23 protein-coding genes are annotated in these 23,146 nt (G+C 65.0%); 15 read left to right on the top strand and 8 right to left on the bottom strand.

Annotated elements, in window-relative coordinates; translation table 11 throughout:
• Nucleotides 1-18 precede the first annotated feature (18 nt).
• The 7 genes from CEK69_RS16920 to CEK69_RS16890 all read left to right on the top strand — a co-directional run bounded on the left by CEK69_RS16920 (nucleotide 19) and on the right by CEK69_RS16890 (nucleotide 8,420).
• Nucleotides 19-5,463, top strand: a complete 5,445-nt coding sequence (locus CEK69_RS16920; RefSeq protein WP_193314024.1) for an RHS repeat-associated core domain-containing protein — start codon at nucleotides 19-21, stop codon at nucleotides 5,461-5,463.
• Entirely contained in the window at nucleotides 5,464-5,832 is a 369-nt protein-coding gene (locus CEK69_RS16915) for a hypothetical protein (RefSeq protein WP_152180528.1), read from the top strand.
• Between the two features lie 68 nt (nucleotides 5,833-5,900).
• Nucleotides 5,901-6,608: an RHS repeat-associated core domain-containing protein gene (locus tag CEK69_RS21115; RefSeq protein ID WP_193314029.1), complete on the top strand. Its 708-nt coding sequence runs from the start codon at nucleotides 5,901-5,903 to the stop codon at nucleotides 6,606-6,608.
• Nucleotides 6,609-6,614: 6 nt separating this feature from the next.
• Nucleotides 6,615-7,055, top strand: a complete 441-nt coding sequence (locus tag CEK69_RS16905) for a hypothetical protein (protein ID WP_152246874.1) — start codon at nucleotides 6,615-6,617, stop codon at nucleotides 7,053-7,055.
• A 48-nt stretch (nucleotides 7,056-7,103) separates the two neighbouring features.
• A complete protein-coding gene (locus CEK69_RS16900) occupies nucleotides 7,104-7,580 on the top strand; it encodes an RHS repeat-associated core domain-containing protein (protein WP_226975201.1) in 477 nt (158 codons plus the stop codon).
• Between the two features lie 6 nt (nucleotides 7,581-7,586).
• A complete protein-coding gene (locus CEK69_RS16895; protein ID WP_152246870.1) occupies nucleotides 7,587-8,027 on the top strand; it encodes a hypothetical protein in 441 nt (146 codons plus the stop codon).
• Nucleotides 8,028-8,075: 48 nt separating this feature from the next.
• On the top strand, nucleotides 8,076-8,420 hold the full coding sequence (locus CEK69_RS16890) for a hypothetical protein (protein ID WP_152246868.1): 345 nt from the start codon (nucleotides 8,076-8,078) through the stop codon (nucleotides 8,418-8,420).
• 26 nt (nucleotides 8,421-8,446) lie between these two features.
• Here the strand turns inward: CEK69_RS16890 and CEK69_RS16885 are convergent.
• A protein-coding gene (locus tag CEK69_RS16885) for an IS3-like element ISXca1 family transposase (protein WP_152246866.1) occupies nucleotides 8,447-9,579 on the bottom strand; the annotation gives its coding sequence in 2 pieces (ribosomal slippage) (nucleotides 8,447-9,324 and nucleotides 9,324-9,579; 1,134 coding nt in all).
• A 428-nt stretch (nucleotides 9,580-10,007) separates the two neighbouring features.
• A complete protein-coding gene (locus CEK69_RS16880) occupies nucleotides 10,008-10,670 on the bottom strand; it encodes an SMI1/KNR4 family protein (protein WP_152246864.1) in 663 nt (220 codons plus the stop codon).
• A 114-nt stretch (nucleotides 10,671-10,784) separates the two neighbouring features.
• Between CEK69_RS16880 and CEK69_RS16875 the strand changes: the two genes are divergently transcribed.
• From CEK69_RS16875 to CEK69_RS16860, 4 genes are all read left to right on the top strand, one after another.
• Nucleotides 10,785-11,048: a hypothetical protein gene (locus tag CEK69_RS16875; protein ID WP_152246862.1), complete on the top strand. Its 264-nt coding sequence runs from the start codon at nucleotides 10,785-10,787 to the stop codon at nucleotides 11,046-11,048.
• Between the two features lie 38 nt (nucleotides 11,049-11,086).
• Complete coding sequence (locus CEK69_RS21325; protein ID WP_226975200.1) at nucleotides 11,087-12,115, top strand: pyridoxamine 5'-phosphate oxidase family protein; 1,029 nt, start codon at nucleotides 11,087-11,089, stop codon at nucleotides 12,113-12,115.
• 179 nt (nucleotides 12,116-12,294) lie between these two features.
• The gene (locus tag CEK69_RS16865) at nucleotides 12,295-12,957 is read left to right on the top strand and encodes a CPBP family intramembrane glutamic endopeptidase (RefSeq protein WP_193314023.1); all 663 of its coding nucleotides are present in this window, start codon (nucleotides 12,295-12,297) and stop codon (nucleotides 12,955-12,957) included.
• A 383-nt stretch (nucleotides 12,958-13,340) separates the two neighbouring features.
• A complete protein-coding gene (locus CEK69_RS16860; RefSeq protein WP_152246860.1) occupies nucleotides 13,341-14,579 on the top strand; it encodes an EAL domain-containing protein in 1,239 nt (412 codons plus the stop codon).
• Nucleotides 14,580-14,662: 83 nt separating this feature from the next.
• Here CEK69_RS16860 and CEK69_RS16855 read toward each other — a convergent pair whose 3' ends face one another.
• On the bottom strand, nucleotides 14,663-15,367 hold the full coding sequence (locus CEK69_RS16855; protein ID WP_152246858.1) for an SDR family NAD(P)-dependent oxidoreductase: 705 nt from the start codon (nucleotides 15,365-15,367) through the stop codon (nucleotides 14,663-14,665).
• 180 nt (nucleotides 15,368-15,547) lie between these two features.
• Between CEK69_RS16855 and CEK69_RS16850 the strand changes: the two genes are divergently transcribed.
• The 3 genes from CEK69_RS16850 to CEK69_RS16840 all read left to right on the top strand — a co-directional run bounded on the left by CEK69_RS16850 (nucleotide 15,548) and on the right by CEK69_RS16840 (nucleotide 18,360).
• A complete protein-coding gene (locus CEK69_RS16850; protein ID WP_343195292.1) occupies nucleotides 15,548-16,444 on the top strand; it encodes a LysR family transcriptional regulator in 897 nt (298 codons plus the stop codon).
• Between the two features lie 100 nt (nucleotides 16,445-16,544).
• The gene (locus CEK69_RS16845; RefSeq protein ID WP_193314022.1) at nucleotides 16,545-17,279 is read left to right on the top strand and encodes a hypothetical protein; all 735 of its coding nucleotides are present in this window, start codon (nucleotides 16,545-16,547) and stop codon (nucleotides 17,277-17,279) included.
• 244 nt (nucleotides 17,280-17,523) lie between these two features.
• Nucleotides 17,524-18,360, top strand: a complete 837-nt coding sequence (locus CEK69_RS16840) for a DUF6348 family protein (RefSeq protein WP_152246854.1) — start codon at nucleotides 17,524-17,526, stop codon at nucleotides 18,358-18,360.
• Nucleotides 18,361-18,411: 51 nt separating this feature from the next.
• Here CEK69_RS16840 and CEK69_RS16835 read toward each other — a convergent pair whose 3' ends face one another.
• From CEK69_RS16835 to CEK69_RS16825, 3 genes are all read right to left on the bottom strand, one after another.
• Nucleotides 18,412-19,197: a lysophospholipid acyltransferase family protein gene (locus tag CEK69_RS16835; protein WP_152246853.1), complete on the bottom strand. Its 786-nt coding sequence runs from the start codon at nucleotides 19,195-19,197 to the stop codon at nucleotides 18,412-18,414.
• Nucleotides 19,198-19,539: 342 nt separating this feature from the next.
• The gene (locus CEK69_RS16830; RefSeq protein ID WP_152246852.1) at nucleotides 19,540-20,019 is read right to left on the bottom strand and encodes a hypothetical protein; all 480 of its coding nucleotides are present in this window, start codon (nucleotides 20,017-20,019) and stop codon (nucleotides 19,540-19,542) included.
• A 164-nt stretch (nucleotides 20,020-20,183) separates the two neighbouring features.
• Complete coding sequence (locus CEK69_RS16825) at nucleotides 20,184-20,390, bottom strand: hypothetical protein (RefSeq protein ID WP_017907475.1); 207 nt, start codon at nucleotides 20,388-20,390, stop codon at nucleotides 20,184-20,186.
• A gap of 74 nt (nucleotides 20,391-20,464) precedes the next feature.
• Between CEK69_RS16825 and CEK69_RS16820 the strand changes: the two genes are divergently transcribed.
• Nucleotides 20,465-21,601: an exodeoxyribonuclease III gene (locus tag CEK69_RS16820; RefSeq protein WP_152246851.1), complete on the top strand. Its 1,137-nt coding sequence runs from the start codon at nucleotides 20,465-20,467 to the stop codon at nucleotides 21,599-21,601.
• A gap of 88 nt (nucleotides 21,602-21,689) precedes the next feature.
• Here the strand turns inward: CEK69_RS16820 and CEK69_RS16815 are convergent, their stop codons facing one another.
• Entirely contained in the window at nucleotides 21,690-22,508 is an 819-nt protein-coding gene (locus CEK69_RS16815) for an HDOD domain-containing protein (protein ID WP_152246850.1), read from the bottom strand.
• A 156-nt stretch (nucleotides 22,509-22,664) separates the two neighbouring features.
• Nucleotides 22,665-23,138 carry a DUF1456 family protein gene (locus tag CEK69_RS16810; protein WP_017907478.1) on the bottom strand — a complete coding sequence of 158 codons (474 nt, stop codon included), beginning with the start codon at nucleotides 23,136-23,138 and terminating at the stop codon, nucleotides 22,665-22,667.
• Nucleotides 23,139-23,146: the final 8 nt, after the last annotated feature.

Genomic DNA, 23,146 nt, shown 5'->3' with positions numbered 1-23,146 from the left:
GTCCAAGCAGTCAGTGGCATGCGCCCCAAGCTCTTTGCGATGGGCGTGCTGCTGGGGGCGTTGTCGATGGCCGGTTCGCTGTGGCACCTGGACGGGGGCTTGTTGCCGTCCGCCCAGGCCAGCGCGACGGACAGTGCCGTCGACGACGTGCTGCGGCCATTGGCGCCACGAGAGCAGCGCACCCAGCTGAAGGATGGCCGCTGGCTGCGGCTGAACGCCGCCGGCACGCAGCTTCAAAAGGAGGATGCGAGCAAGGCGCCTTCGAAGGCCTTGGACCTGCCGGAAGCGCGCATCAACCCGAGCCTGACGCTACTGCCGAGTGGCCGTGTGCTGATCTGGGGCGGTACCGATGGGAACGGTGTCTTGCGACGCGATGGACTCTGGTACGACCCTGCGCTGGACGCGCTTTCGATCGCCAGCGGCCTGACCCTGTCTCCGCGTGCAGGCCACACCGCGACGGTGCTGACGGATGGCAGCGTGCTGTTCGCCGGCGGCGATACCGCATCGGCGGGCATGCCTGCCGAGCTCTGGGACGAACGCAGCAACCGCGCGTTGGCGCTTGCCGACGAGACCAGCATCGCGCGCCGTGGGCATACGGCGCTGCTGCAGAGCGACGGACAGGTGCGCATCGCCGGTGGCATCGATCGCCACGGAACACGCCAGGAGACGGATCTGGTCTACAGCCAGCTCGACGGGCGTTTCTCCAATGCGCTTGCGCAGCATGACCGTCGTCCGGCCGGCTTGGCAGGCTCGATCCCGGCCCAGGGCAGCAAGGACGTGCTGCCCGCCCAGCGCTTGTCGGTGCGCTTCGCGCAACCGGTCAACGTGGCCGATCTGTCCGCGTCATCGGTCACCCTGATCGGCCCGGGCGGCGTCGCGCCCGTCGAGATCATGCCGGCCGAGGGCGGCCGCCTGCTGTTCGTCTCGCCGAAACGGTCGCTATTCCCCGCCTCCCACTACACCCTCATGGTTGACGGTGTGCGTACCCGGGAGGGAAGGCAACAGCCGCTGGTGGCGATCGATTTCGGCACCGCCGCCCTTGACGCCGCGGGAAGCACGACCGACGCCACCGACACCGCTGTCGATCCAGTGAGCGAGCGTGTCATCACCGGGGATGTGCGTCACCAGAGCGGCTGCGATCAGGCGGGAAGCGCCGCTCAGCCCTGTCGGGCACACGGCTTTGTCGACAGCGGAATCTGGTACCCCGGCCGTGACAACACCGATAGCCGGTGGCGCATCTACAGCGATGAGCAGCGCATCGAGCGGGCCGAGTACTCGGCCGTCATGGCCGCGCGTTACCAACTGACCGCGCTGCGCGGCCGCGTGGTCCGCGTGGACCAGATGCCGGTCGCCAATGTCGAGGTCAGCATCGGCAGCATTACGACCCGCACCAATGCCGATGGCTGGTTCGCGCTGTTCGACCTGCCCAAGGGGCATCAGGAACTGTACGTCGACGGCAGCACCGCCAATGTCGGTGCCGACCAATATGGGCAGTTCGTGGTCGGCGTGGATATCAAGCCCGGTCGCCTCAACGAACTGCCGTACCTGATGCACCTGCCCAAGATCAGCGCGCGGGACAAGGTGCGCATCGCGTCCCCGCTGAAGCAGGACCTGGTCATCGGCCATCCGGACATCCCTGGGCTGGAGCTGCACATCCCCAAAGGCACGGTCATTCATGACCGCAAGGGGCGGCTGGTCAACGAGATCGCGATCGTGCCGACGCCGGTCAACAGGGCGCCGTTCCCGGTGATGGAAAACCATCCCATGGCGTTCACGGTCGAGCCCGGCGCGTCTCAGGTACGCGGGCTGGATCCCGACGCGCGCAACGGCATCCGTGTCTATTATCCGAACTACGACAATTACAAGAAGGGAACCGAGGCCGACTTCTGGATCTACGATCCAACCGATGGCTGGCGGGTGTACGGGCGCGGCACGGTCTCAAAGGACGGACGCCATTTCGTGCCGGAGCAGGGCGTCGCCCTGCACGAAACCATGGGCGGCATGTACAGCGTTCCTGGGGGAAACGGCGCCAGCGAACCCAACCTGGCCGCGGACAACTCCGGGCAATGCGGTTGCAGCGGCGATGCTGCCGTCGCCGGCGATCCGATCGACCTGAAGACCGGCGAGTTCACCCACGCCGAGACCGATCTTTCCATCGACGATATCGTGCCCATCACCGTGGGGCGCAACTATCGGCCCAACGACCTCAAGCGCGGCGTCTTCGGCATTGGCATGTCGTGGAACTGGGGCTACACCCTCAATCGCCCCAGCACCGACAACTACGACGTCCTGGAACTGGTGCAACCCAGCGGCGCATCGTTGCGGTTCGACAGGATTTCCGGCACTGGCAACCAGGGCGAGTGGCGGCAGGCTGGCTCCAACACCCGCTTCGCCGGCGCGCTGATCAAGACCGTCTACGACTCGGATCCCACCCAGCCATGGGGGCGTGCGTTCCTGCTGACCCTGCGTGACGGTTCCCGGATGCAGTTCTCCAGTTGGAACGACATCCGCGTGCGCTGGATCGAGGATCGTCACGGCAACCGGACGTCGCTGCTCTACAACGCGGGCCTGGTGTCGGAGATCATCTCGCCCAGCGGCCGCTCCGTCGCCATCGCCTACGACGGCAGCAACCGCATCAAGACCCTGCGCGACCATACCGGCCGCGAGTGGTCGTACAGCTACGACAGCAACGGCCTGCTCTCGAAGGCAACGTATCCGGATGCGACGTTCCGTCAATACGCATTCCAGACGCGCGTTCAGAACGGGGCCCTGGCTCAGCACCGCATCGAGTCGATCACGAACCAGCGCGGGCATCGCCTGCTGCTCAACCACTTCGAGACGGTCAATGGCGTTTCGACCGGGCGGGTGATCAAGCAGACCCAGGCCGATGGTGGCGAGATCAGCATCGACTACGCCCACGTCGACAATGGGGTGACCGGCACGCTGGTGACCGAGGTGGATGGCAGCAAGCGCAGGATCGTATTCGCCGCTGGCACCCCTTACCCGGTGTCGGAGACACTGGCATATGGGACCGCGGAGGCGCAGACCTTCACCTACGAGCGCAACAGCAATGGCCAGCTGATTCGCAGTACAGACCCGCTGGGACGAAAGACCGAGTACAGCTACAACGCGGACGGCCAGACCACACAGATCGTAGCGATGGCGGGCACGGCGAAGGCCCGGACCGTCAGCATGACGTACAACGCCGATGGCGACTTGACCTCCATCACCGACCCGCTGAACAGGGTCACGCGGCTGGGCTACCAGAACCGCTGCCTGAGTTCGGTGACCGATACGCTCAATCGCACTGCGCTCTATCGCTGCAATGCCGCTGGCCAGATGATCAGCGCCACCGATCCGCTGCAACGGACACTGCAGCTCCACTACGACGGATTCGACCTGGTCGGGGTCACCGATCCCCTGGGGCGTCGCACCAACTATCGCATCGACTCGCTGGGCCGCGTGATCGCAACGGAGGACCCGCAGGGAAACCTCGTCCGCCGCGAGTACGACGTGATGGGCCGGGTCAAGAAGCTGATCGACGCGCACGGCACGGCATTGGAGTACGGCTTCGATGCCAATGGCAACGTCGCCGCCGTGTTGCTGCCCAATGGCAATGGCATCACCTACACCTACGATAACCGCGACCGCCCGGTGACCCGTACCGACGCGGCTGGAAAGGTCGAGCAGTGGGGATACGACCTGGCCGATCGCGTCACCAGCCACGTCGACAGGATGCAGCGCACCGTCATCAACACCTACGACGTGTTGGGACGACCGAAGACCACCACCTTCCAGGATGGCACCAAGGCCACCTATACCTACGACGCCGGCAATCGTCTGCGGGCGCTGACCGACACTGGCGCGGTCGGCACGCTGAACTGGGACTACGACGACTTCGATGCGGTCATTGCCGAATCCGGTCCGCAGGGAACCGTCGCGTACGCCTACGACGGCGTCGGGCGTCGCAAGGAAATGCGTGCAGGTACGCAGGCCCAGGTCGTCTACACCTATGACGATGGCGACCGCCTGCGGCAGCTGGACCAAGGGATGGAACGGGTCCAGTTCGCCTACGACGATGTGGACCGTCTGGGGACGTTGACGCTGCCCAATGGCGTCGAGGCCGTACACGGCTACGATGAAGGCAATCAGCTAACCAGCCTGGCCTGGCAGAAGCCCAGCAAGCCGGCGATCGGTACCTTGGGCTTCGACTATGACGGCAACGGACAGGTCGTCGGCCAGAGCGGCAGCTTTGCCAGCCAGGTCTTGCCGGCGGCGACGACGGGCACAAGCAGCTTCGACGACGCCAATCGCCAGCTGACGCACAACGGTCGCACGCTGACCTACGACGACAACGGCAACCTCATTAGCGATGGGGTGCGCAGCTATGTGTGGAACGTCCGCAACCAGTTGGTGGAGATCCGTGAAGGGTCCAGCACCATCGCGGCATTCGGCTATGACCCGCTCGGCCGGCGGGTCGCACGCACCGAAGGAGGCGTTGCCACCCAGTACCTGTACGACGGCCAGAACGCGGTGCAGGAAGCGATCGGCAACAGCGCCAATCCGATCCTGACCGGACTCGGCGTCGATCAACGTTTCGCTCGCAACGGCGCGAGCGGTCGAACCTACTACTTGACCGACCAGTTGGGCACCACGCGCGGGCTGACCAACACGTCCGGCGATCTTGTCGAACGCTACGACTACACGCCCTACGGGCAACTGCAGAACGCACCAAGCGGGTCCACCAACCCTTACCGCTACACCGGCAGAGAGCAGGACCAAAGCGGGCTCTACTACTATCGGGCACGCTACTACAGCCCGGACATGGGCCGCTTCATCAGCGAGGACTCCTATGGATTCGCGTCCGGCGATGCGAACTTCTACGCCTACGCGCTGGGCAACCCGATCAGCTACAACGATCCTTCGGGACATATTGCGTGGTTTGTACTGGTTCCATTGATCTGGGGTGGAATTGAAGTCGCTCTTTCTCTATACGACGCATATGACACGGGTAGGACGCTGCTCGATCCTTGCGAAACCACCCAAGCGAAGGTGGCTGCAGTTGCAGGATTCGGTATTGGCTTCATTGCGCCAGGGGGAGGATATGGCACCGTATCCAAAGCCGGGATAAAGCGCGCCGGCTTGGGTGTTACCGACGTCCCTCAACGTTTCCATGGCCCTTGGACCCAGCGAGATCTCGCGCGTGCGGCTGAAGGCAAGGGACCACTAGACTTTGTGCCAACCCGAAATAGCGCCGGCCGAGAAGTGCCCTTGGAGCTCCATCACGCGGATCAGATGCCAGGCTCGGCAATCCATGAAGTTCCACCCTTCCATTACAATATTCCAGGTGCCCATCCGAATCTGCGAAATCAAGGCGTGACTAATGAGATGCGGGCTGCTGATACCCGTCTCCACTGGCAACTACGTGGTCAAGAAATGGGCAACCGTCCCCCTGGAGGATAGATGCGTTACCTAACCAATCTGGATGTGAGAACCAATCTCGCCGCTGGCCGTGAGGTTGAGCAGTTGTTGCCTGAGCGGCACGAGATGAATCAACTCGTAATTCGTTATATTTCTATTGAGAAGAATAGATCAGGCGGCTGGAAAGTCCGTTTTTGTGAGGTGTTTGATGGCGGAAACCCAGAATTTATTGATGTATACGAGTTTGAGGCGTTAGATCCCGACCTCCCATTTGGAGATGAATGGGTATTTGATTCGATCGAAGGCGCTATGTCCTTCGCGGAAGAGAAATTCGGGGCCGCTAATGATCGTTACGTGAACCGTGGGTTAATCCAGGACGAGTACAAGGATCGTTATCATCCGGAATGGTGATTCCTCCGAGCGCTACTGTGTGTGGATGTTGGCGACGCAGATGCGGTCGGAGATATGCGGGCTGACAACTGCAGAACGCACCAAGCGGGTCCACCAACCCTTACCGCTACACCGGCAGAGAGCAGGACGAAAGCGGGCTCTACTACTATCGGGCGCGCTACTACAGCCCGGACATGGGCCGCTTCATCAGCGAGGACTCCTACGGCTTCGCCTCCGGTGATGCGAACTTCTATGCCTACGCGCTGGGCAACCCGATCAGCTACAACGATCCTTCGGGGCATATTGCCTGGTTTGTACTGGTTCCACTGATTTGGGGTGGAATTGAAGTCGCTCTTTCTCTATACGATGCATATGACACGGGTAGGACGCTGCTCGATCCCTGCGAAACCACCGAAGCCAAGGTAATCGCTGCTGTTGGATTCGGTGTGGGCCTTGTGGCACCAGGAGGCGGGTACGGCTCAGGCTCAAAGAAGGTATATCAATATGCGCTTCGAGCTAAAGCTGATGGCTGGTATCCTATCATGACAAGGGGAAGTCGGAATCCAACATCACAGGTTTGGCTATCCAGGGGTGAGGTCTGGAAATTTGGTACAACTAATGATCTTAATGCGCGGTATTCGCAGGTTTACTTGAATGGAATTGGAACGGGTGGCGTCAGAATTCGAAAGGAATTTGAAGGAACTAAGGTGGAGGCGCTTACTTTGGAGCGAATGAAGATTGATAACTTTCGTTGGCAAACAGGCCAGCTTCCTCCGGGGAATAAAATTAGAAGGTAAATTGCAATGAGGATTAATTTCACTGAGGACTACGATTGGCGAGCGCGGCTTGAAAGAATAACCGATCATTACACGGACAATGTTATTGATTTTGCGCATCGATATTACGGAACCGAGGTCACTAGTGTGGCCCTGCTTTTCATGTGCCGGGATCCTGAAATAAATTTTACGCGAAGGGTGCAATTTCGGCGCGCGAAGGCCGAGTTCTATACCGACATAATGCTGGATCTTCCGACAATCCTTCCGCTTTCGATGAAGGAGAAAATGCACTACGTTTCCCGTGAGCTTCTTCAGCAGCTGTCAGAGCAGTTGAACAAACGGAAGTTCAAGGACTTTTATCATGCTCGGTTCCTCCGCGATCTGGAGATCTGGCTTGAGGGAATTGAAGAGCGCTATGATGGCCAGACTACGGGATCTTGGCGCTATGCACCGGACGGCGAGGCGTAGCCGCAAACGAACCTTCGGGCGACAGATCCACGGCTGCCGCACCCGTTGGTGGAAATCCGCGAAGGGACCAGCACCATCGCGGCATTCGCGTCCGGCGATCTTGTCGAACGCTACGACTACACGCCCTACGGGCAACTGCAAAACGCACCAAGCGGGTCCACCAACCCTTGCCACTACACCGGCAGAGAGCAGGACGAAAGCGGGCTCTACTACTATCGGGCGCGCTACTACAGCCCGGACATGGGCCGCTTCATCAGCGAGGACTCCTGGGGCTTCGCCTCTGGCGACGCGAACTTCTATGCCTACACGCTGGGCAACCCGATCAGCTACAACGATCCTTGGGGGCATATTGCGTGGTTTGTACTGGTTCCACTGAATCTGCAAGGCATTGGAACCGGTGGCGTCGATATGGCGAAGGAGTTTGACGGTACTAGGACCCAGGCGCTGATGCTTGAGCAAATGAAGATCGATAACTTCCATTTACAGAATGGTCAACTCCCGCCAGGAAATAAGGTCAGAAGGTAGGTTGCGATGAAGCTAGATTTTACGGCCGACTACGACTGGGAGGCGCGGATCGATAGGATCAAAAGTCACTATGCGCGCAATGCCGAAGATTTTATCCATCGATCTTACGGCAGTGAGGTGACCGCAGTGTCTCTGCTTTGCATGTGTCGCGACCCGTCCATAAAATTCAAACGCAGAGTTAGGTTCTCTTCAAAAGATGCGGAGTTCTATACTGACGTTATGTTGGATCTGCCAACCATCGTCCCGCTTTCGATGAAGGAGAAAATGCACTACGTTTCCCGTGAGCTTCTTCAGCAGCTGTCAGAGCAGTTGAACAAACGGAAGTTCAAGGACTTTGATCATGTTCGGTTCCTCCACGATCTGGAGAGCTGGCTTGAGGGAATTGAAGAGCGCTATGATGGCCAGACTACGGGACCTTGGCGCTATGCACCGGACGGCGAGGCGTAGCCGCAAACGAACCTTCGGGCGACAGATCCACGGCTGCCGCACCAGTTGGTGGAAATCCGCGAAGGGACCAGCACCATCGCGGCATTCGGCTATGACCCGCTCGGCCGGCGGGTCGCACGCACCGAAGGAGGCGTTGCCACCCAATACCTGTACGACGGCCAGAACGCGGTGCAGGAAGCGGTCGGCAACAGCGCCAATCCGATCCTGACCGGACTCGGCGTCGATCAACGTTTCGCTCGCAACGGCGCCGGCGGTCGAACCTATTACCTGACCGACCAGTTGGGCAGCACACGCGGACTGACCAACGCGTCCGGCGATCTTGTCGAACGCTACGACTACACGCCCTACGGGCAACTGCAGAACGCACCAAGCGGGTCCACCAACCCTTACTGACCTGCCCCCACCGGCCATACCAGTGATTACTGATAAAGCCCGGGGTTGAAGGTTACTGCGTTGTTGCCGGTTTGTGCTCGGTGGTTGGAGGCAAACTGCGCTGGCGGGATGCGACCACAGCTGCTGTGCGGACGTACCTCGTTGAAGTCGCGCCGCCAATCGGCGATGACCTCGCGAGCCTGGATCAGCGAGGTGAACCAGTGTTCATTGAGGCATTCATCGCGGAACTTGCCGTTGAAGCTCTCGATGTAGCCGTTCTGCATGGGTTTGCCGGGTTCGATCAGGATGTGTTCGATGCCATGCTGCTGTGCCCAAGCGATGAAGGCGCGGCTGGTGAACTCCGGGCCGTTGTCCGTGCGCACCGCGCGGGGATAGCCGCGGAAGCAGGCGATCTGCTCCAGCACACGCACCACGTAGGCCCCGCTGATGCCATGGTCCACCGCGATGTCAACGCATTCATGGGTGAAGTCGTCGGCGACGGTCAGGCACTTGATGCGGCGGCCACTGGCCAACTGGTCGAAGACGAAGTCCATGCTGATTACCTCGTTGGGATGCCGCGCTGGCCGTAGCTGCTGCCGCTGTGCCGCCGGGAACTTGGCCTTCTTGCGACGGCGCACGCTCAGCTTCGCCTCGCGGTACAGGCGGTAGATCCTCTTGTGGTTCACCTGCGGAAACTCCGGGCGCAGCAGGTCGTGCAGGCGGCGATAGCCGAAGCGGCGACGCGCCTGCGCCAGTTCGACCAGCCTGGCCGACAGGGTTTGCGTCGCCGGCGTGGGCGTCGGCGCGTGGCGGAAAGCATCGCGGGAGATCCCCGCAAGGCGACAAGCCCGGCGCTCGCTGATCGACGTCAGCTCGCACATGCGCCGGATTGCCTCGCGCTTGCGTTGCGGGGCTAGCGTTTTACCCCGAACCCGACCTTCAGCGCCTCAATGTCCAGGTGCGCCTCGGCCAGCAACCGCTTCAGGCGGTTGTTCTCCTGCTCCAGCTCCTTCAGGCGCTTCGCGTCTTCGGCCTCCATGCCGCCGTACTTGGCCCGCCACTGGTAAAAGCTGGCCGGGCTGAAGCCGTGCTGGCGGCACAGCTCAGCCACCGCCATCCCGGCATCCGCCTGCTTGATGAACCCGATGATCTGCTCGGTGGTGAAACGACTCTTCTTCATGTCCGTCCTCATAGTTGACGGACTTTACAGCTTCACGTGGTACGGCTAAGCGGGGGCAGGTCACAAGGGACCCGGTGCTTTCTTTCGACGCTTTGAGCTCAGCTCGAGGACACTGCGTCGTGCGGGCGCTACCGAGAAGAACTTCCCATAAGGCATCCTCTTCTGACGGCTCAGAACTGATGATGCACCATCAGAATCCGGGACTACATATGACCCAGGTCCCTGGTAAACATAGTATTTTTTGGGTTTTGTGGAGCTAGCGCTTTGTGGCTATCTTCCCCTCCGAAACTATCGCCTTACGCCTCTCCTTTGCTAGCGGAAAGGCTATCCACGCTAGTTCAAAGCCTTGGCCGCGTGGCTGGTTAGTAGTTCCTTTGGGTCAAACCCACACCTGGCACGGCGATCTGCTAACGCTGCAAGTTGCTGGACTATGTCCTGCGAATGTGGGGATGGTCGACATACGACCAAGTGGGCGAGTTGTACCAGTTGCCAACGTCGATGTCTCTTGTCGCACTTAGCCACTGGACACCGTCATCCAGAGCATCCTGCGCCAGACTGTATTTCCCCATGGACAGGTCCTGCTCGAACTTTCGAAGAAAGTCATTCATCGAACGCGCTAATAGAAGGGCTACTCCCCATTCTTGATCTATAAATATGACCTGGCCATAGGTGCCGTTCTCTTCAGGGGACAGGTCAACACAAAGGCGGCACTGGGAACAGTCGCTTCCAATCACTAAGCGATCCTTTCCGAGTTTCAGCACAGGACGGATTCCCTTATCCGCGAATTGGGCAGAAGCTCCTGCATCGTCGTTGCAGGAGCTTCTTTCGACCTCGAAAGTCACTGTTGCCACATCCATGAAAGAGAATCCTAGAGCGAAATTTGCTGTGGCATCAGGATTCAAGCCTGCACTTTCGCGATAGACTGCCACGAGATCCTCGGGCAATGGGCGCCCCAACGCTGACTTTAGTGCGTTGATCTCTAGTTCGTTGGCTGCCGGAAGTAGTGCCTTCTCCACTTCTGGTGCAATAACTCTCAAATGATCGCGGATTCGTTCAAGCATTTCATTCGCCAGGTTAAATTCAAGATCCACATCTTAATTCAGGACAAGTCTGCTTGCGCAGTAGAAATCCGTCGGCACAACAAAAGTGACGTGGTAACGCTGTAGTAGTCAGCGTTTCACGTTCAACCTTACGAGATCGCTGTCATGAATGCCATCATGCCTCCGCTGACATTCGCGCTGTTGGAGCAGAAGATCGAGGCTATGCCGGAAGGGCCGGTGTCTGCGTTGTCGACGCCGCGCTGGATGCGGGTGCTCAATGCGGTGGGTTGGGTGGGTTCCATGCTCGCGCTGCTGCCTTCGCTGCTGTTGATTTGGCTCGCGCCGCAGCTGTGGATGGTGAGCCTATCGCGGGTGGGATTGGCGCTGACAGTCGCCTTTACACCTTATTTGTTCGCACGGTATGGCTGATCATTTGCGAGTTCTCCAATGCTCGCCGGCAGTGGATCTTGCAGCACGATCATGATGTCGGCGAACTGCGTCAGCTAGTTCAGTGGTTGCTTTTTTATCCACGCGACGTGCTGGAGGACCAATTGCGTTACGCGAAGATGGCACAGGAACGTCTAGCTGCCAAGCTTGGTCTGTTTGTCGGCGGTATGGATAAGCTGGGGCTGCTACCTCTGTGCTTGTCGCTGCTCGTCGTCTTGCGCAACTGGCGCGATCTGCTGGCCTTGCCTGCGTGGTTGTCAGTTCTGGCGATGTTCGCAGCCATGCTATGGATGGTCAGCTGGTTGGGCGCTAATTTCCGTCTGCGCCTGCACCTATATGAGAGCGTGCTTGCTGCTGCGATCGCCGATACCGGCGCAGCCAAGGCGGACGTGCCAGTTGAGACGACATCGCCCACCTCGCCACAGGATCCACCCGAACCGCATCGCGTCACCAATCTCGACGCCCTTGAAGCCCTGTACGGCCAACAAGCCGAGCGCGCGGTGCGCAAGCAACTCGACCACCTGAACGCCGACTACCAAGCGTTCGTGCAAGCATCGCCGTTCGTGGTGCTGGCTTCTGCCGGTGCCGAGGGACTGGACTGTTCGCCGCGCGGCGATGCGCCGGGATTCGTGCAGGTGCTGGATGCGCGCACGCTGGCGCTGCCGGATCGGCCGGGCAACAACCGCGTCGATACGCTCCGCAATCTACTGCAGGATCCGCGGCTGTCGCTGTTGTTCCTGATTCCTGGCATCGGCGAAACCTTGCGCGTGAACGGCCGTGCCGAGATCCGCGTCGATCCGGACCTGCTGGCGCGGTTCGCGGTCGGCGAGCGCTTGCCGCGCAGCGTGATCGTGGTGCACATCGAGGCGGCCTACTTCCATTGCGCCAAGGCGATCGTGCGCTCGCAGCTGTGGGGCCCGACACGGCACCTGCCGCGCGATCGCCTGCCCAGCCCCGGCACTATGCACGCGCATCTGGCCGACGGCGCGTTCGACGGCGAGGCCTACGACCGGGAATTGCCGCAGCGCACCCGGGACGCGCTGTACTAGCTTGACTGGATTGGTATGCGCGTCGCGCCGCGTGCATCACGCCGGGCCGGGTTGAACTGCACGCCGTCGCGTGACGCCGCCACCGATGTCCCCGGTCATGCCACCCTGCTACGGTGCGCCCCTGGTGGAAAGCGGCGGCGACGCCGTTCCGGCGCGCAGCGAACGACAGGGGAGTGTGGATGCGGGAACGTGGGGAGCCGTCAGGCGGTTGGGGCGAGTTGCTGCTGGTGGTGGCGGTGGCATTCGGGTTGCCGATCTACTGGAGTGCGCTGGCGGTGCTGGCGCCGGTGGTGGAGCCGTCGTTTTCCGACGCGAGCCTGTGGGGCATGGTGTTCTACGAGCTGCTGGTGCTGGCGTTGTTGCTGCCGACGCTGTGGTTCCGCGGCTGGACGCCGCAGGCGCTGGGGCTGCAGTGGCAGGCGCGCGACATCGGCGTGGGCCTGGCGCTGTTGGCCGCCTGCCTGGTGGCGACCTATCCGTTGAATCTGTTGAACGACAGCGTGGCGGCCGAGGTGAATCCGTCGATGGACGCGATGGTGGCCGGGCCGCTGTCGGCGGGCGTGGTGGTGCTGGTCTCGCTGCTCAATCCGATCTTCGAGGAAGTGTTCGTCTGCGCCTACGTGATCCGCGCGCTGGAGCGGCGGCACAGCCCGGCGTTCGCGGTGAACGTGAGCGTGGCGATCCGCGCGTCGTACCACCTCTATCAGGGGCCGGTCGGCACCATCGCCATCGTGGTGATAGGGCTGATCCTGGGCTGGTGGGTGGCGCGCACCGGGCGGCTGTGGCCGGCGATCGTGGCGCATGCCGCGCTGGATTTGCTGGGATTGATGGTCTACGTCTGATGCGCTGGGCGCGCGCGCCGGCAGGGTGACGTGCACCGGCTGGTCGCAGCGTCGGCATGCGCGAGCCCGGCCTCCCATTCCATCGACGACACGGCGTCGGCCACCATGCCTGATCACTCCAGCGCCGGTGGTCGCCCGCCCGTTGGCTGGATTCGCGGCGGCGGACTCACCGAAGCGGTCGCTGCCGTAGACAGCTTGATTCCTGAACGGGCCTGCGCTTTCGCGGCTGTACGTCACGCTTTAGAGTCGAACGACAAGGACGTGTCGCCCGCTGGACAACGGGGGAAGGTCCGGGTTCCCGCTGCTCGATCACCTCGCCCACGGCGCAGCGCCGTGCGCGGCGCGCGGCGCGCGGGTCGCAACGCTCTCAGGGGAGAAGCGGGATGGCGTCGACCGAGGATCTGCCAGAACCTCATCCATTGTTCGAGCTGCTGTCGGGCGAGATCAGCGACCGCGAACTGCGTCGCTGCCTGCGCGTGGTGCGCCTGCACCTGGGCATGGACGTGGCGTTCCTATCGCGCTTCCGGGAAACCGACCGCGTGCTGGATCATGTGGACGGGCCGCCCAACGGGCCGATCCACGAAGGCCAGATCCTGCCGTTCGCCGATGGCTACTGCATGCGCGTGGTGCAGGGCGAGTTGCCGCAACTCATTCCGGATACCTCCCTGGTGCCGGCGGCGCAGTGCATCCCGGCGACGTGGCAGATTCCGATCGGCTCGCACATGAGCGTGCCGATCCAGGTGGGCGGGCGGATCTACGGCACGTTGTGCTGCTTCAGCTTCCTGCCGCGGCACGACCTGGGCGAGCGCGACATCGGCATGTTGCGTGCGTTCGCCGAGATCTTCGCGCTGCGCCTGCACGAGGTGGAGGCGCACAAGCTGGAACGGCAGGCGATGATCGATGAGATCGACGGCGCGCTGGCGGCGGGTGCGCCGCGCATCGTGTTCCAGCCGGTGTTCGCGCTGCAGGGGCTGCGCCTGCATGGGTTCGAGTGCCTGTCGCGTTTCGACGTCGTGCCGCAGCGTGGGCCTGCGCAGTGGTTCCAGCAGGCCGAGCTGGCCGGCGTCGGCATCCGCCTGGAGCTGCACGTGCTGGCCAAGGCGCTGGCGTATCTGCGGCGCTTCCCGCCGCAGTACCGGCTCAGCGTGAACATGTCGCCGGAACTGATCATGTCCGGGTCCCTGGCGGGGCTGCTCGGCGACGACACCGAGGTGACGCGCCTGATCCTGGAGATCACCGAGCACGCCATCGTGCGCAACTACCAGGCGCTGGCGCAGGCGCTGGCGCCGCTGCGCGAGCGCGGCGCGCAGGTGGCGGTGGACGATGCCGGCGCCGGCTACGCCAGCATGCGCCACATCCTGCAGTTGCAGCCGGACGTCATCAAGCTCGACATGAGCATCACCCAGTGCATCCATTCCGACCGCAGCCGCCGCGCGCTGGCCAAGGGGCTGACCAACTTCGCCCACGAGATCGGCACGCGGGTGGTGGCCGAAGGTGTGGAGACGGCGCAGGAACTGGACGCGCTGCGCGAGCTGCAGGTCGACCTGGTGCAGGGATATTTCCTGTCACGGCCGCTATCGGAGGATGCGGCGCTGGCCCTGGCGCTGTCCGACGCCGGCTGAGCCGTGGGGCATCGTTGCAGTCGCGGCGCGATCGATCGAAAGCTTCGCCGATGCAGGCCTGCGGCCGATGCACGCGGCGTCCTCTACCACGGCACCACGCGGCCCAGATAATCCAGGTAGTGCAGGCCGCCGCGGCCGCGGGCGGCATCGATGGTGTCGAGCAGGGGCGGGATGCTGTCGTCGATGGACAGGCGCGCCTGTGGCCCGCCCATGTCGGTGCGCACCCAGCCGGGCGCCATCAGCAGCAAGGTGTGCGCGCTGTCGCGGTGGCGCGCGGCGTAGCTGCGCATCAGCATGTTCAGTGCCACCTTGCTGCTGCGGTAGATCTCGTACTGGCCATTCGTGTTGTTGGCGATGCTGCCTTGCCCGGACGACATCACGCCGATGCTGCCGGTGTCGCGCACCAGGTCGCGCAGGGTCTCGATGGCGCGCATCGGGCTCAGCGCGTTGGTGACCATGACCCGGACGAATTCGTCGGTGGCGACATCGGCGACGGTCTCGCGGTCGTCGTTCTTGACGCCGGCGTTGACGAACAGCAGGTCCAGGACCTCGCCCTCCAGGCGCGCACGCAGCGCGGCCAGCTGCGCAGGGACGGTGATGTCGACGCATTCGATGCGCAGCGTTTGCGGGTATTCGGCGGCGAGGCCGTACAGCGCACTGGGCGTGCCGGCGCGTTCGGTGGCGATGACGCACCAGCCGCGTCTCAGGTAGCCTTCGGCCATCGCCAGGCCCAGGCCGCGCGAGGCGCCGATCAGCAGGACGGTTTTGGGTGCAGGGGTGTCGATCATGGTGGGTCTCCGCGTGGCCGGCGCGGCCTCGGCACGCGAGGCTTACCGGCGGTCTGCGCACTCTAGGCGCGCATGCCGCTCTGCGGAACGCGCGCCGGATGCATTGACGCCTTGCATGGGACGCCTGTGTCCATTCGTCACTGTCGGGAAGCGCGTATGCCGGAACCGGATCTGAATCTGTTGATCGCCCTCGACGCCTTGCTGGCGGAAGCCAGCGTCGCCGGCGCCGCGCGGCGGCTGGGGCTGAGCGCGTCGGCAATGAGCCGGACATTGACTCGGCTGCGCGAAGCGACCGGCGATGCGCTGCTGGTCCGCGCCGGCGGCACGATGGTGGCGACACCGCACGCGGTCGAACTGCGCGAGCGCGCCCGCGACGCGGTGGAGGCCGCCCGCGCCGTGCTGCGCCCGGCGCCGGCCGATCTGGATCCGGCGACGTTGCAGCGCACCTTCATCGTGCGCGCCAACGACGCCTTCGTGGAGGCGTTCGCGGCCATCCTGGTCGCCGCGGTGGCGGCGTCGGCGCCGCAGGTGCGCCTGCAGTTCGTGGCCAAGGCGCAGAAGAGCGCGGGGCCGCTGCGCGAGGGCCTGGCCGATCTGGAAATCGGGGTGCTGGGCGCGATGGGGCCGGAAGTGCGCGTGCAGGGTCTGTTTCGCGATCGCTTCGTGGGCGCGGTGCGTAGCGGCCATCCGCTGGCGCGCGACAAGGAGGTGAGCGCGCAGCGCTATGTGGCATTCGGCCACGTCGTGGCCTCGCGGCGCGGGCGGGCGCACGGGCCGGTGGACGCGGCGCTGCAGCAGCTAGGCCTGGTCCGCCATGTCGCGACGGTGGTGCCCAGTTTTTCCGCGGCGCTGGCGGTGGCGCGCGGCTCGGACTTGATCGCATTGGTGCCGGCCTCGTTCATGGCGGCGCAGCCCGACATGCTACGCGAGCCTGCTTGCACGTTCGCGCTGCCGGTGGTCACCGAGCCCATCACCGTATCGATGTTGTGGCATCCGCGCCTGGAGCACGATGCGGCGCATCGGTGGCTCCGCGGCCTGTTTCTGTCCGAGTTCCGCTTGCGCGTGCCGCTGCGCTGAGTCGCACAGGCCGTTGCTGTCGGGATGCGACATCGGGACTGGTCCGTAGCCGCGGCGATGCCGCACACTTGCCGGCTCAGATCGAAGGCAGGAACAGGCGATGGCACGGCAATACGGATGGAGCGCGATGCTGGTGGGGCTGGTGGCGTTCGCCGCAGCGGCGGCCGGCCCCGCACCCGGCGAATACAGCACCAAGGAAGGCTGGGGCAGCATGCGGGTCACCGACAAGGGCGGCGCGCGCCAGTTCGACCTGTTGTCGGTCGGCGCCAACGGCCACACCTGCTCGCTGTCGGGCACGCTGCAGGGCGACAAGGCGGAGGTGAACGATGCCGGCGACGTGCCGTGCAAGCTGGCGTTCAAGCCGGTGCCGGGCGGGTTCAACGTGGCCGCGCTGACCGAGGAGAGCTGCCGCGACTATTGCGGCATGCGCGCCAGCTTCGAGGGCGACTACCTGCAGTTGCCGGCCGGCTGCACCGCCGCGGCCAGCAGCCGGCGGCGCGAGGCGTATCTGCAGGACTATCGCGGCAAGCGCTACGACAAGGCGCTTGCCGGCATGCAGGCGTTCGCAGGCGAGTGCGGCGGCTTCCTCAACTGGCTCGATCGCGACCGCTTCGCCAACGACCGTGCCATCACCCTGCTGCGCCTGGGTCGGCCGCAGGAGTGCCTGGCGGCGTTGGACGGCACCCTGGCCGGCCGCAGCCGCGACGAGGCCTCGTTCCAGGCGGAACTGGAAAAGCAGAGCACCATGCTGCCGCCCAGCGACTGGGATGCCTACCTGCCGATCGCCAAGTCCACCTGGTTCAACCGCAAGCTGTGCGAGGCGGCCAGGCGCTGACAGACGCCGTGTCGGTGCGGCGCGCGGATGGCCGCTGCACCGGGGCCGTCCGCCGCTGCGAGAGGCGGCGCGGTGGCCGTGGATGTGCTGCGGTTGGCGTGCGACGCGAGAGACGCCCAGGCCCCTGGCGCCGTCCCATGGCCCGATGGTCGCCAGGGCAGCGTGGCGTCGCCGGTTGCCGTGGCCGCGGGCGACTGCGCATACTTCCGGCGACCAATGGCGCGTTGGACGCCCTGGAGCAAGGATGATCGATCGACTGCGACGCCTGTTGTCCCGCACCTCGCCACGCGGGGCCGATACCGCCCACGAGGCTGCAGGGCCGGAGCCCGCGCCCGAGGCGCAGCCGCGCCATGCACTGCAGCAGCTGTTGCTGCAGGTGCTGCAGCGCGAGGGGCATGCGGCGACCCTGCACGACGAGGTGGTCGTGCTCGGCAACGGCCTGCAACTGCTCACCGAATTGGTGGATCTGGCCGAGCTGCGCAAGGGCGTGCGCACGGCCAGCTGCATTCGCGTGCATCACCGCAGCCTGTTCCCCGACGGGATCGTCGAGTTCCAGCATTCCATCGGCGAGGACACCGACGCGAGCCTGGCTTCGGGCTTCACGACCTGGGCGCGCACCGATCTGGTGGCGCTGTCGGAGGCGGTGGCCGCGCCGGCCGATGCGCGCTGCATGACGCTGCAGATGGAGTTCCCCGCCTCGGCCACGGCCGAGTCGGCGCTGCGGCGCACGGTGGTGCTGGGGCCGGTGGCGCACATGAATGGCGACGCCGCGCGGGCCGCGGCGGGCGAGGACACCGAACACGCGTTCTGCCCGTGCTGCCTGTTCACCAACAGCCTGGACGCCTTGATGCCGTTGCTGCAGCGGGATCAGCGCATGCTCGGCATCCGCCTGTTCGCCTCGCGCGACGCCGACGGCGAGGTCGCGGCCGATTGCCGGGTCAACGGCGAGGACTTTCCCGACGGCGTGGCCTGCCTGCGCCGTTACGCCGAGACCTGGCCGGCGCTGGGCGCCATGGAATTCCGCAAGCAGTACGCGGTGGTGCGCCTGCCGGAGCCGGTGGTGCCGGACACCTCGCACTGACGCATCATCGGGCGCTGCCCGAGCGCGTGCGCAGTGTTGGGCAGCGGCGGTTTAGGCCACCGCAGCGGCATCCGCCGGCGCGCTGGGCAGCGCCGACGCCACGATGCCGTGCAACTGCGCGGCCAGCGCCTTGCGGTCGCTGCCCGGCGCCACCGCGAGCGGTGCGTGGAAGGTCACCCTGACCACCGCGCCGGACAGGCGAAGGAAGTGCGCGACGTGCGCACCGGCCTGCATCTCGCCGTAGAAAGCGTAGGCATCGCGATCGCCGCCTTGCGCGATGGGGTGCCCGTCGACGCTGCGCACCTCCAGCGTGAACGGCTGCAGCGTCCACTGCCGCGCACCCGGGTCGGCGCTGAGGAACAGCGAGAACAGGCTGGACTTGAACGGCGCGACGCGCTCGCCGGAGGAGGTGGTGCCCTCGGCGAACAGCACCACGTCGTGATCCGGGCGCAGTTGCGCGGCCACGGCGGCCGCCACCGCCGCAGCATCCTGGCGACGCCGGCTGATGAACACGGTCTGCGCCAGCGCGCCGATGTGGCGCATGCCCGGCCAGCGTTCCATATCGTTCTTGGCGATGAAGCGCGCGCGCAGCAGGCTGCCCAGCACCACGATGTCGAAGTGGGAGATGTGGTTGCCGACGAACAGCGTCCCGCCCGCGTCGCGCGGCGTGCCCACCACCTCGACGCGAATGCCCAACGCGCGCCGCAGGCAGCCGAACCACAGCCGTGGCAGCACGAACGCGCCACGGCCGCGGGTGAAGCGCATCAGCAGCCACTGTGGCGGAATCAGCAGCACGCTGGCCGCGATGCAGACGGCGAGTCGGACGATGGCGCGCACGCGGCCAATCGGGGCGTCTGCAGCATGTCGAGGCGAAGCGGAAGGCATCGGGGTCGCAGGTGAGGGCACGGTCGGCACGCGCGGCGGCGCGCCCTCGGCGATGGTAGCCGAGGCGTGTGTACTTCAGCATCCACGGGTGACCTGCTTGCGGTCCGGCGTGCTGTCTGCTCCGCGCGTCGCGGCTGAAGCCGCTCCCACAGGGACTGGCGATGTGCTGGCTGGGGCACTGTGGGGGGACTTCAGTCCCGACTGCTTTCAGGAACGGATGGCTGGCCTGCTTCGTTCGTCGCGGCTGGAGCCGCTCCTGCGAGTCGACCGCGCTCACCGAGCCATGGCAAGTGACTAGCGGTGCGCCGATGCTGTGCTTGCAGAGTCTGCTGGGGTCGCCGGCTCAGCGCGCGCTGTCGCCTGTGTGCAGTCCGCACGCTGTGAGATGGCGAACGACGTCAGCGTCCAGTCATGCATGGACGCTTCCTCAACGCCGTAGATCCACGATTGGCGCAGGCCGTCGATGCAGCTGGCGATGGCGATGCTGTCGCCGGGCGCGCCCTGGTCGGGCAGCGGCAGCGCTACCGGCGCCTGGGTCGGCACGCCGTGCAGCGCACGTGCGTAGGTCAGCACCAGCGGGCCGAGTCGCTCCAGGTTCTGCGCCCTCGCCGGGCCGGCGTCCGATGGCCGATGCTGCGCCAGCCAATCGCGCACCTGGCGCCATTCGGGCGTGCCCGCGGCGTAGGTGTTGGTACTGGACACGCGCAAGCTGTCCGGCACGTCCGGCGCGGCGTAAGCCGCCAGCGGCAGCAGGGCGAGCAGCAGCGCGCCCATGCCCCATCGTGCGTGCCGGGGGCGCGTGTGCCCGTTTTCGAACGCCTCATCGCTGCACTTGCGCATCCGCCCGCTCCCTGCTGGTTGCCGATGGCGCGACGATAGCACCATCGGTGGCCGTGCCTGCCCGCGTGGCCCGGGCGTGTCGCCGGCTGCGCTCGCGCTCAGCGTTTGCCCGGGCGATCAGCCAATGAGGCCTGCAGCGCGGTGGCCAATGCCGCGTCGCCGCTGACCAGCGCGCTCCAGCGCAAGTCCAGGCCCTTGCGACGACCTTTCTCGGTGAGCTTCAGGCCGTCCGGGTCCACGGTCAGGGTGTAGTGCACGCCGTCGATCTCCAGTGCGCGGCGCAAGGGTTTGTCGAGCGGGGTCATGCGGCGGCTCCCGTTTTCACGATGCGGCGAGGGTAGCGGGGCCAAGGTGATGGCAGGTTCTGCAGGCGCGCCGGATGAAGACGCTCAAGATCGCCACCTACAACGTCAACGGCATCCGCAGCCGCTTGCCGCAGCTGCTGCAATGGTTGCAGCGCGAGGCGCCGGACATCGTCGGGCTGCAGGAGCTCAAGAGCGTGGATGCGGGCTTTCCGCTCGCCGAACTGCATGCCGCCGGCTACGGCGCGGTGTGGATGGGGCAGTCGAGCTGGAACGGCGTGGCGCTGCTGGCCAGGGGCTGCGATCCGGTCGAGAGCCGACGCGGCCTGCCCGGCGATCCGCGCGACACCCAGAGCCGCTACATCGAGGCGATGGCGCACGGCGTGCTGGTCGGTTGTCTGTACCTGCCCAACGGCAATCCGCGCCCGGGTCCGAAGTTCGACTACAAACTGGACTGGTTCGCGCGGCTGCAGCGGCATGCGCAGCACCTGGTGGCGCTGCCGCATCCGGTCGCCTTGATCGGCGACTTCAACGTGGTGCCCACCGATGCGGACATCTACAACCCGGCCTCGTGGCGGCGCGATGCGCTGCTGCAACCGGAAAGCCGCCAGGCCTATGCCGAACTGCTGGCGCAGGGCTGGACCGACAGCCTGCGCCAGGTGCACGGCGAGCGCCGCGTGTACACGTTCTGGGATTATTTCCGCCAGCACTGGCAGCGCGATGCCGGGCTGCGCATCGACCACCTGCTGCTGAATCCGCCGCTGGCCGCGCGCCTGCGCGATGCTGGCGTGGACCGCTGGGTGCGCGACCTGCCGCATGCCAGCGACCATGCGCCGACCTGGGTCGTGCTGGGCGCGGCGTCGACCCGCGGTGCAGCTGCGTCGCCGGCGAAGCCGAAGCGCGGTGACGCGGGCGCTGAAGGAAACACGAAGGGCGGCAAGGCGACGAAGACCACGCGCACCTCCGCATCTGGCGCGACGTCGTTGGCGGAGAAGGCGGCAGCGCGAACCAAGGACAAGACGACGGCCAGGACCAAGGCGAAGTCGACGACGCCAGCGCCGGCAACAAAAAAGAAAGGCGCAACAAAAACGGCAACCGCCAAGACGCCGAAAGCGCGCAAGCCGCGCGCTGCCACTACGGTGCCGCCGACGCCCTCGCGCGGTGGCAAACGCCGGAAACCACCCCTTCTCCCACCGGGAGAAGGTGGCGCGTAGCGCCGGATGAGGGTGCGGCAGAATCGGAAAGACGCAGTTTCCCGCTATGCCGCCGCGCGGTGTGACCGACGTGGCGGCACGTCTTCCCTTACTTCAACATCTCGGTAAACGCGCGATCGGCCTCGATCACGTCCGGCAGCGCGGCGAACAGCGCGTCCAGATCCACGTCGTCCAGCAGCGGGCCGGTCACCGCCTGCCGCGCCTGCGCGTTGGCGCCGCCGTGACGCTCCAGCGCGTCGGCGACCAGCGCGGCCTGGGCGACGACCTTCGGCATCGGCTCGCCTTCCGGGGCCTGCAGCGGCCGCGCCTGGAAGGCGATGGCGGTCTGGATCACCTGCGGCAGGTGCCAGCGCCGCGCCAGCTCGGCGCCCACTTCCGGGTAGCCGAAGCCCAGTTGCACGGTCTCGTCGGCGGCGCGGCCGCTGGACGAGGCGTCCGGGTGCAGTTGCGCGGCGTAGTCGGGCGCGCCGGTCTGGATCAGCAGTTCGCCGATGTTGTGCATCATGCCGCAGGTGAACGCGGTCTCCGCGTCCAGGCCCTTCTGCCGCGCCAGCAGCCGGCACACGCCGGCCACTTCGAAGCTGTGCAGCCAGAACGCGCGCAGGTCGAAATGCGCCGGGGCATGGAAGGCGCCGGTTACCGAGGAGGCCAGCACCAGGGTGCGCAAGGTGTTGAAGCCCAGGCGCAGCGCCGCGTCTTCCACCGTGGTGGAGTCGCGCGCGCCGCGGAAGCGCGCCGAATTGGCCAGCCGCAGCACCTTGGCCGCGATCACCGGGTCCCGCTCGATGTTGCGCGCCACCGCGTCCAGGCTGGTGCCCGGCGCATCGAACTGCAGGATCAGGTCCTGCGCCACCTGGGGAATGGTCGGCAGGGTGTGCAACTGGTCGAACAGCGCCTCTAGCTTCATGGGGACCCTCGGAACGAAACGGGAGGCGGCAGGACCGGAAGCCGGCCGCGCCGCCACGGTGGCGGAATGCGCGCATCCTACCGATTCGCGATGGCCGGCGTGTGGAAAACCGGTCCCGCGGCGACGGCCGCGCTCTGTTGCAGCAGTGCGCGCGGCTCAGCCGGCGCTGCGCACGCGCAGGGTCAGGCCCTTGAGGAAGTTGCGCAGCAACTGGTCGCCGCACAGGCGGAAATTCTTGTGCTCCGGCTGCCGGAACAGCGCCGACAGTTCCGGCTTGGACACCGGGAAACCGGCGGCGTCGAAAATCTGGTGCATGTCCACGTCCTTGAGCTGGAACGCCACGCGCAGCTTCTTCAGCACCACGTTGTTGGTGATGCGCGCTTCCACCGGGCGCGGCGGCAGGCTTTCGTCGCGGCCGCGGTAGTGGAACACCAGCCCGTCCAGCACATGCGCCAGCACCGCGTCGCTGCATTCGACGAAGCCGTCTTCGTCCTCCTTCTTCAGCCACGCCGGGATCTGCGCCTTGTCGATCGGGAATGCGGGATCGGCGAGGTGCGCCAGATCGACGATCTTCTGGTCGCTCAGGTCGAGCATGTAGCGGATGGAGCGCAGGATGTCGTTGTTGAGCATGGCGGGTG

It is taken from the genome of Xanthomonas sp. LMG 12462, from assembly GCF_009192885.1.
In the GTDB taxonomy this organism is placed as follows: Bacteria; Pseudomonadota; Gammaproteobacteria; order Xanthomonadales; family Xanthomonadaceae; genus Xanthomonas_A; species Xanthomonas_A sontii.
The sequence above is the reverse complement of the archived record's forward strand: the minus strand, read 5'-3'. Positions and strand labels throughout refer to the sequence as shown.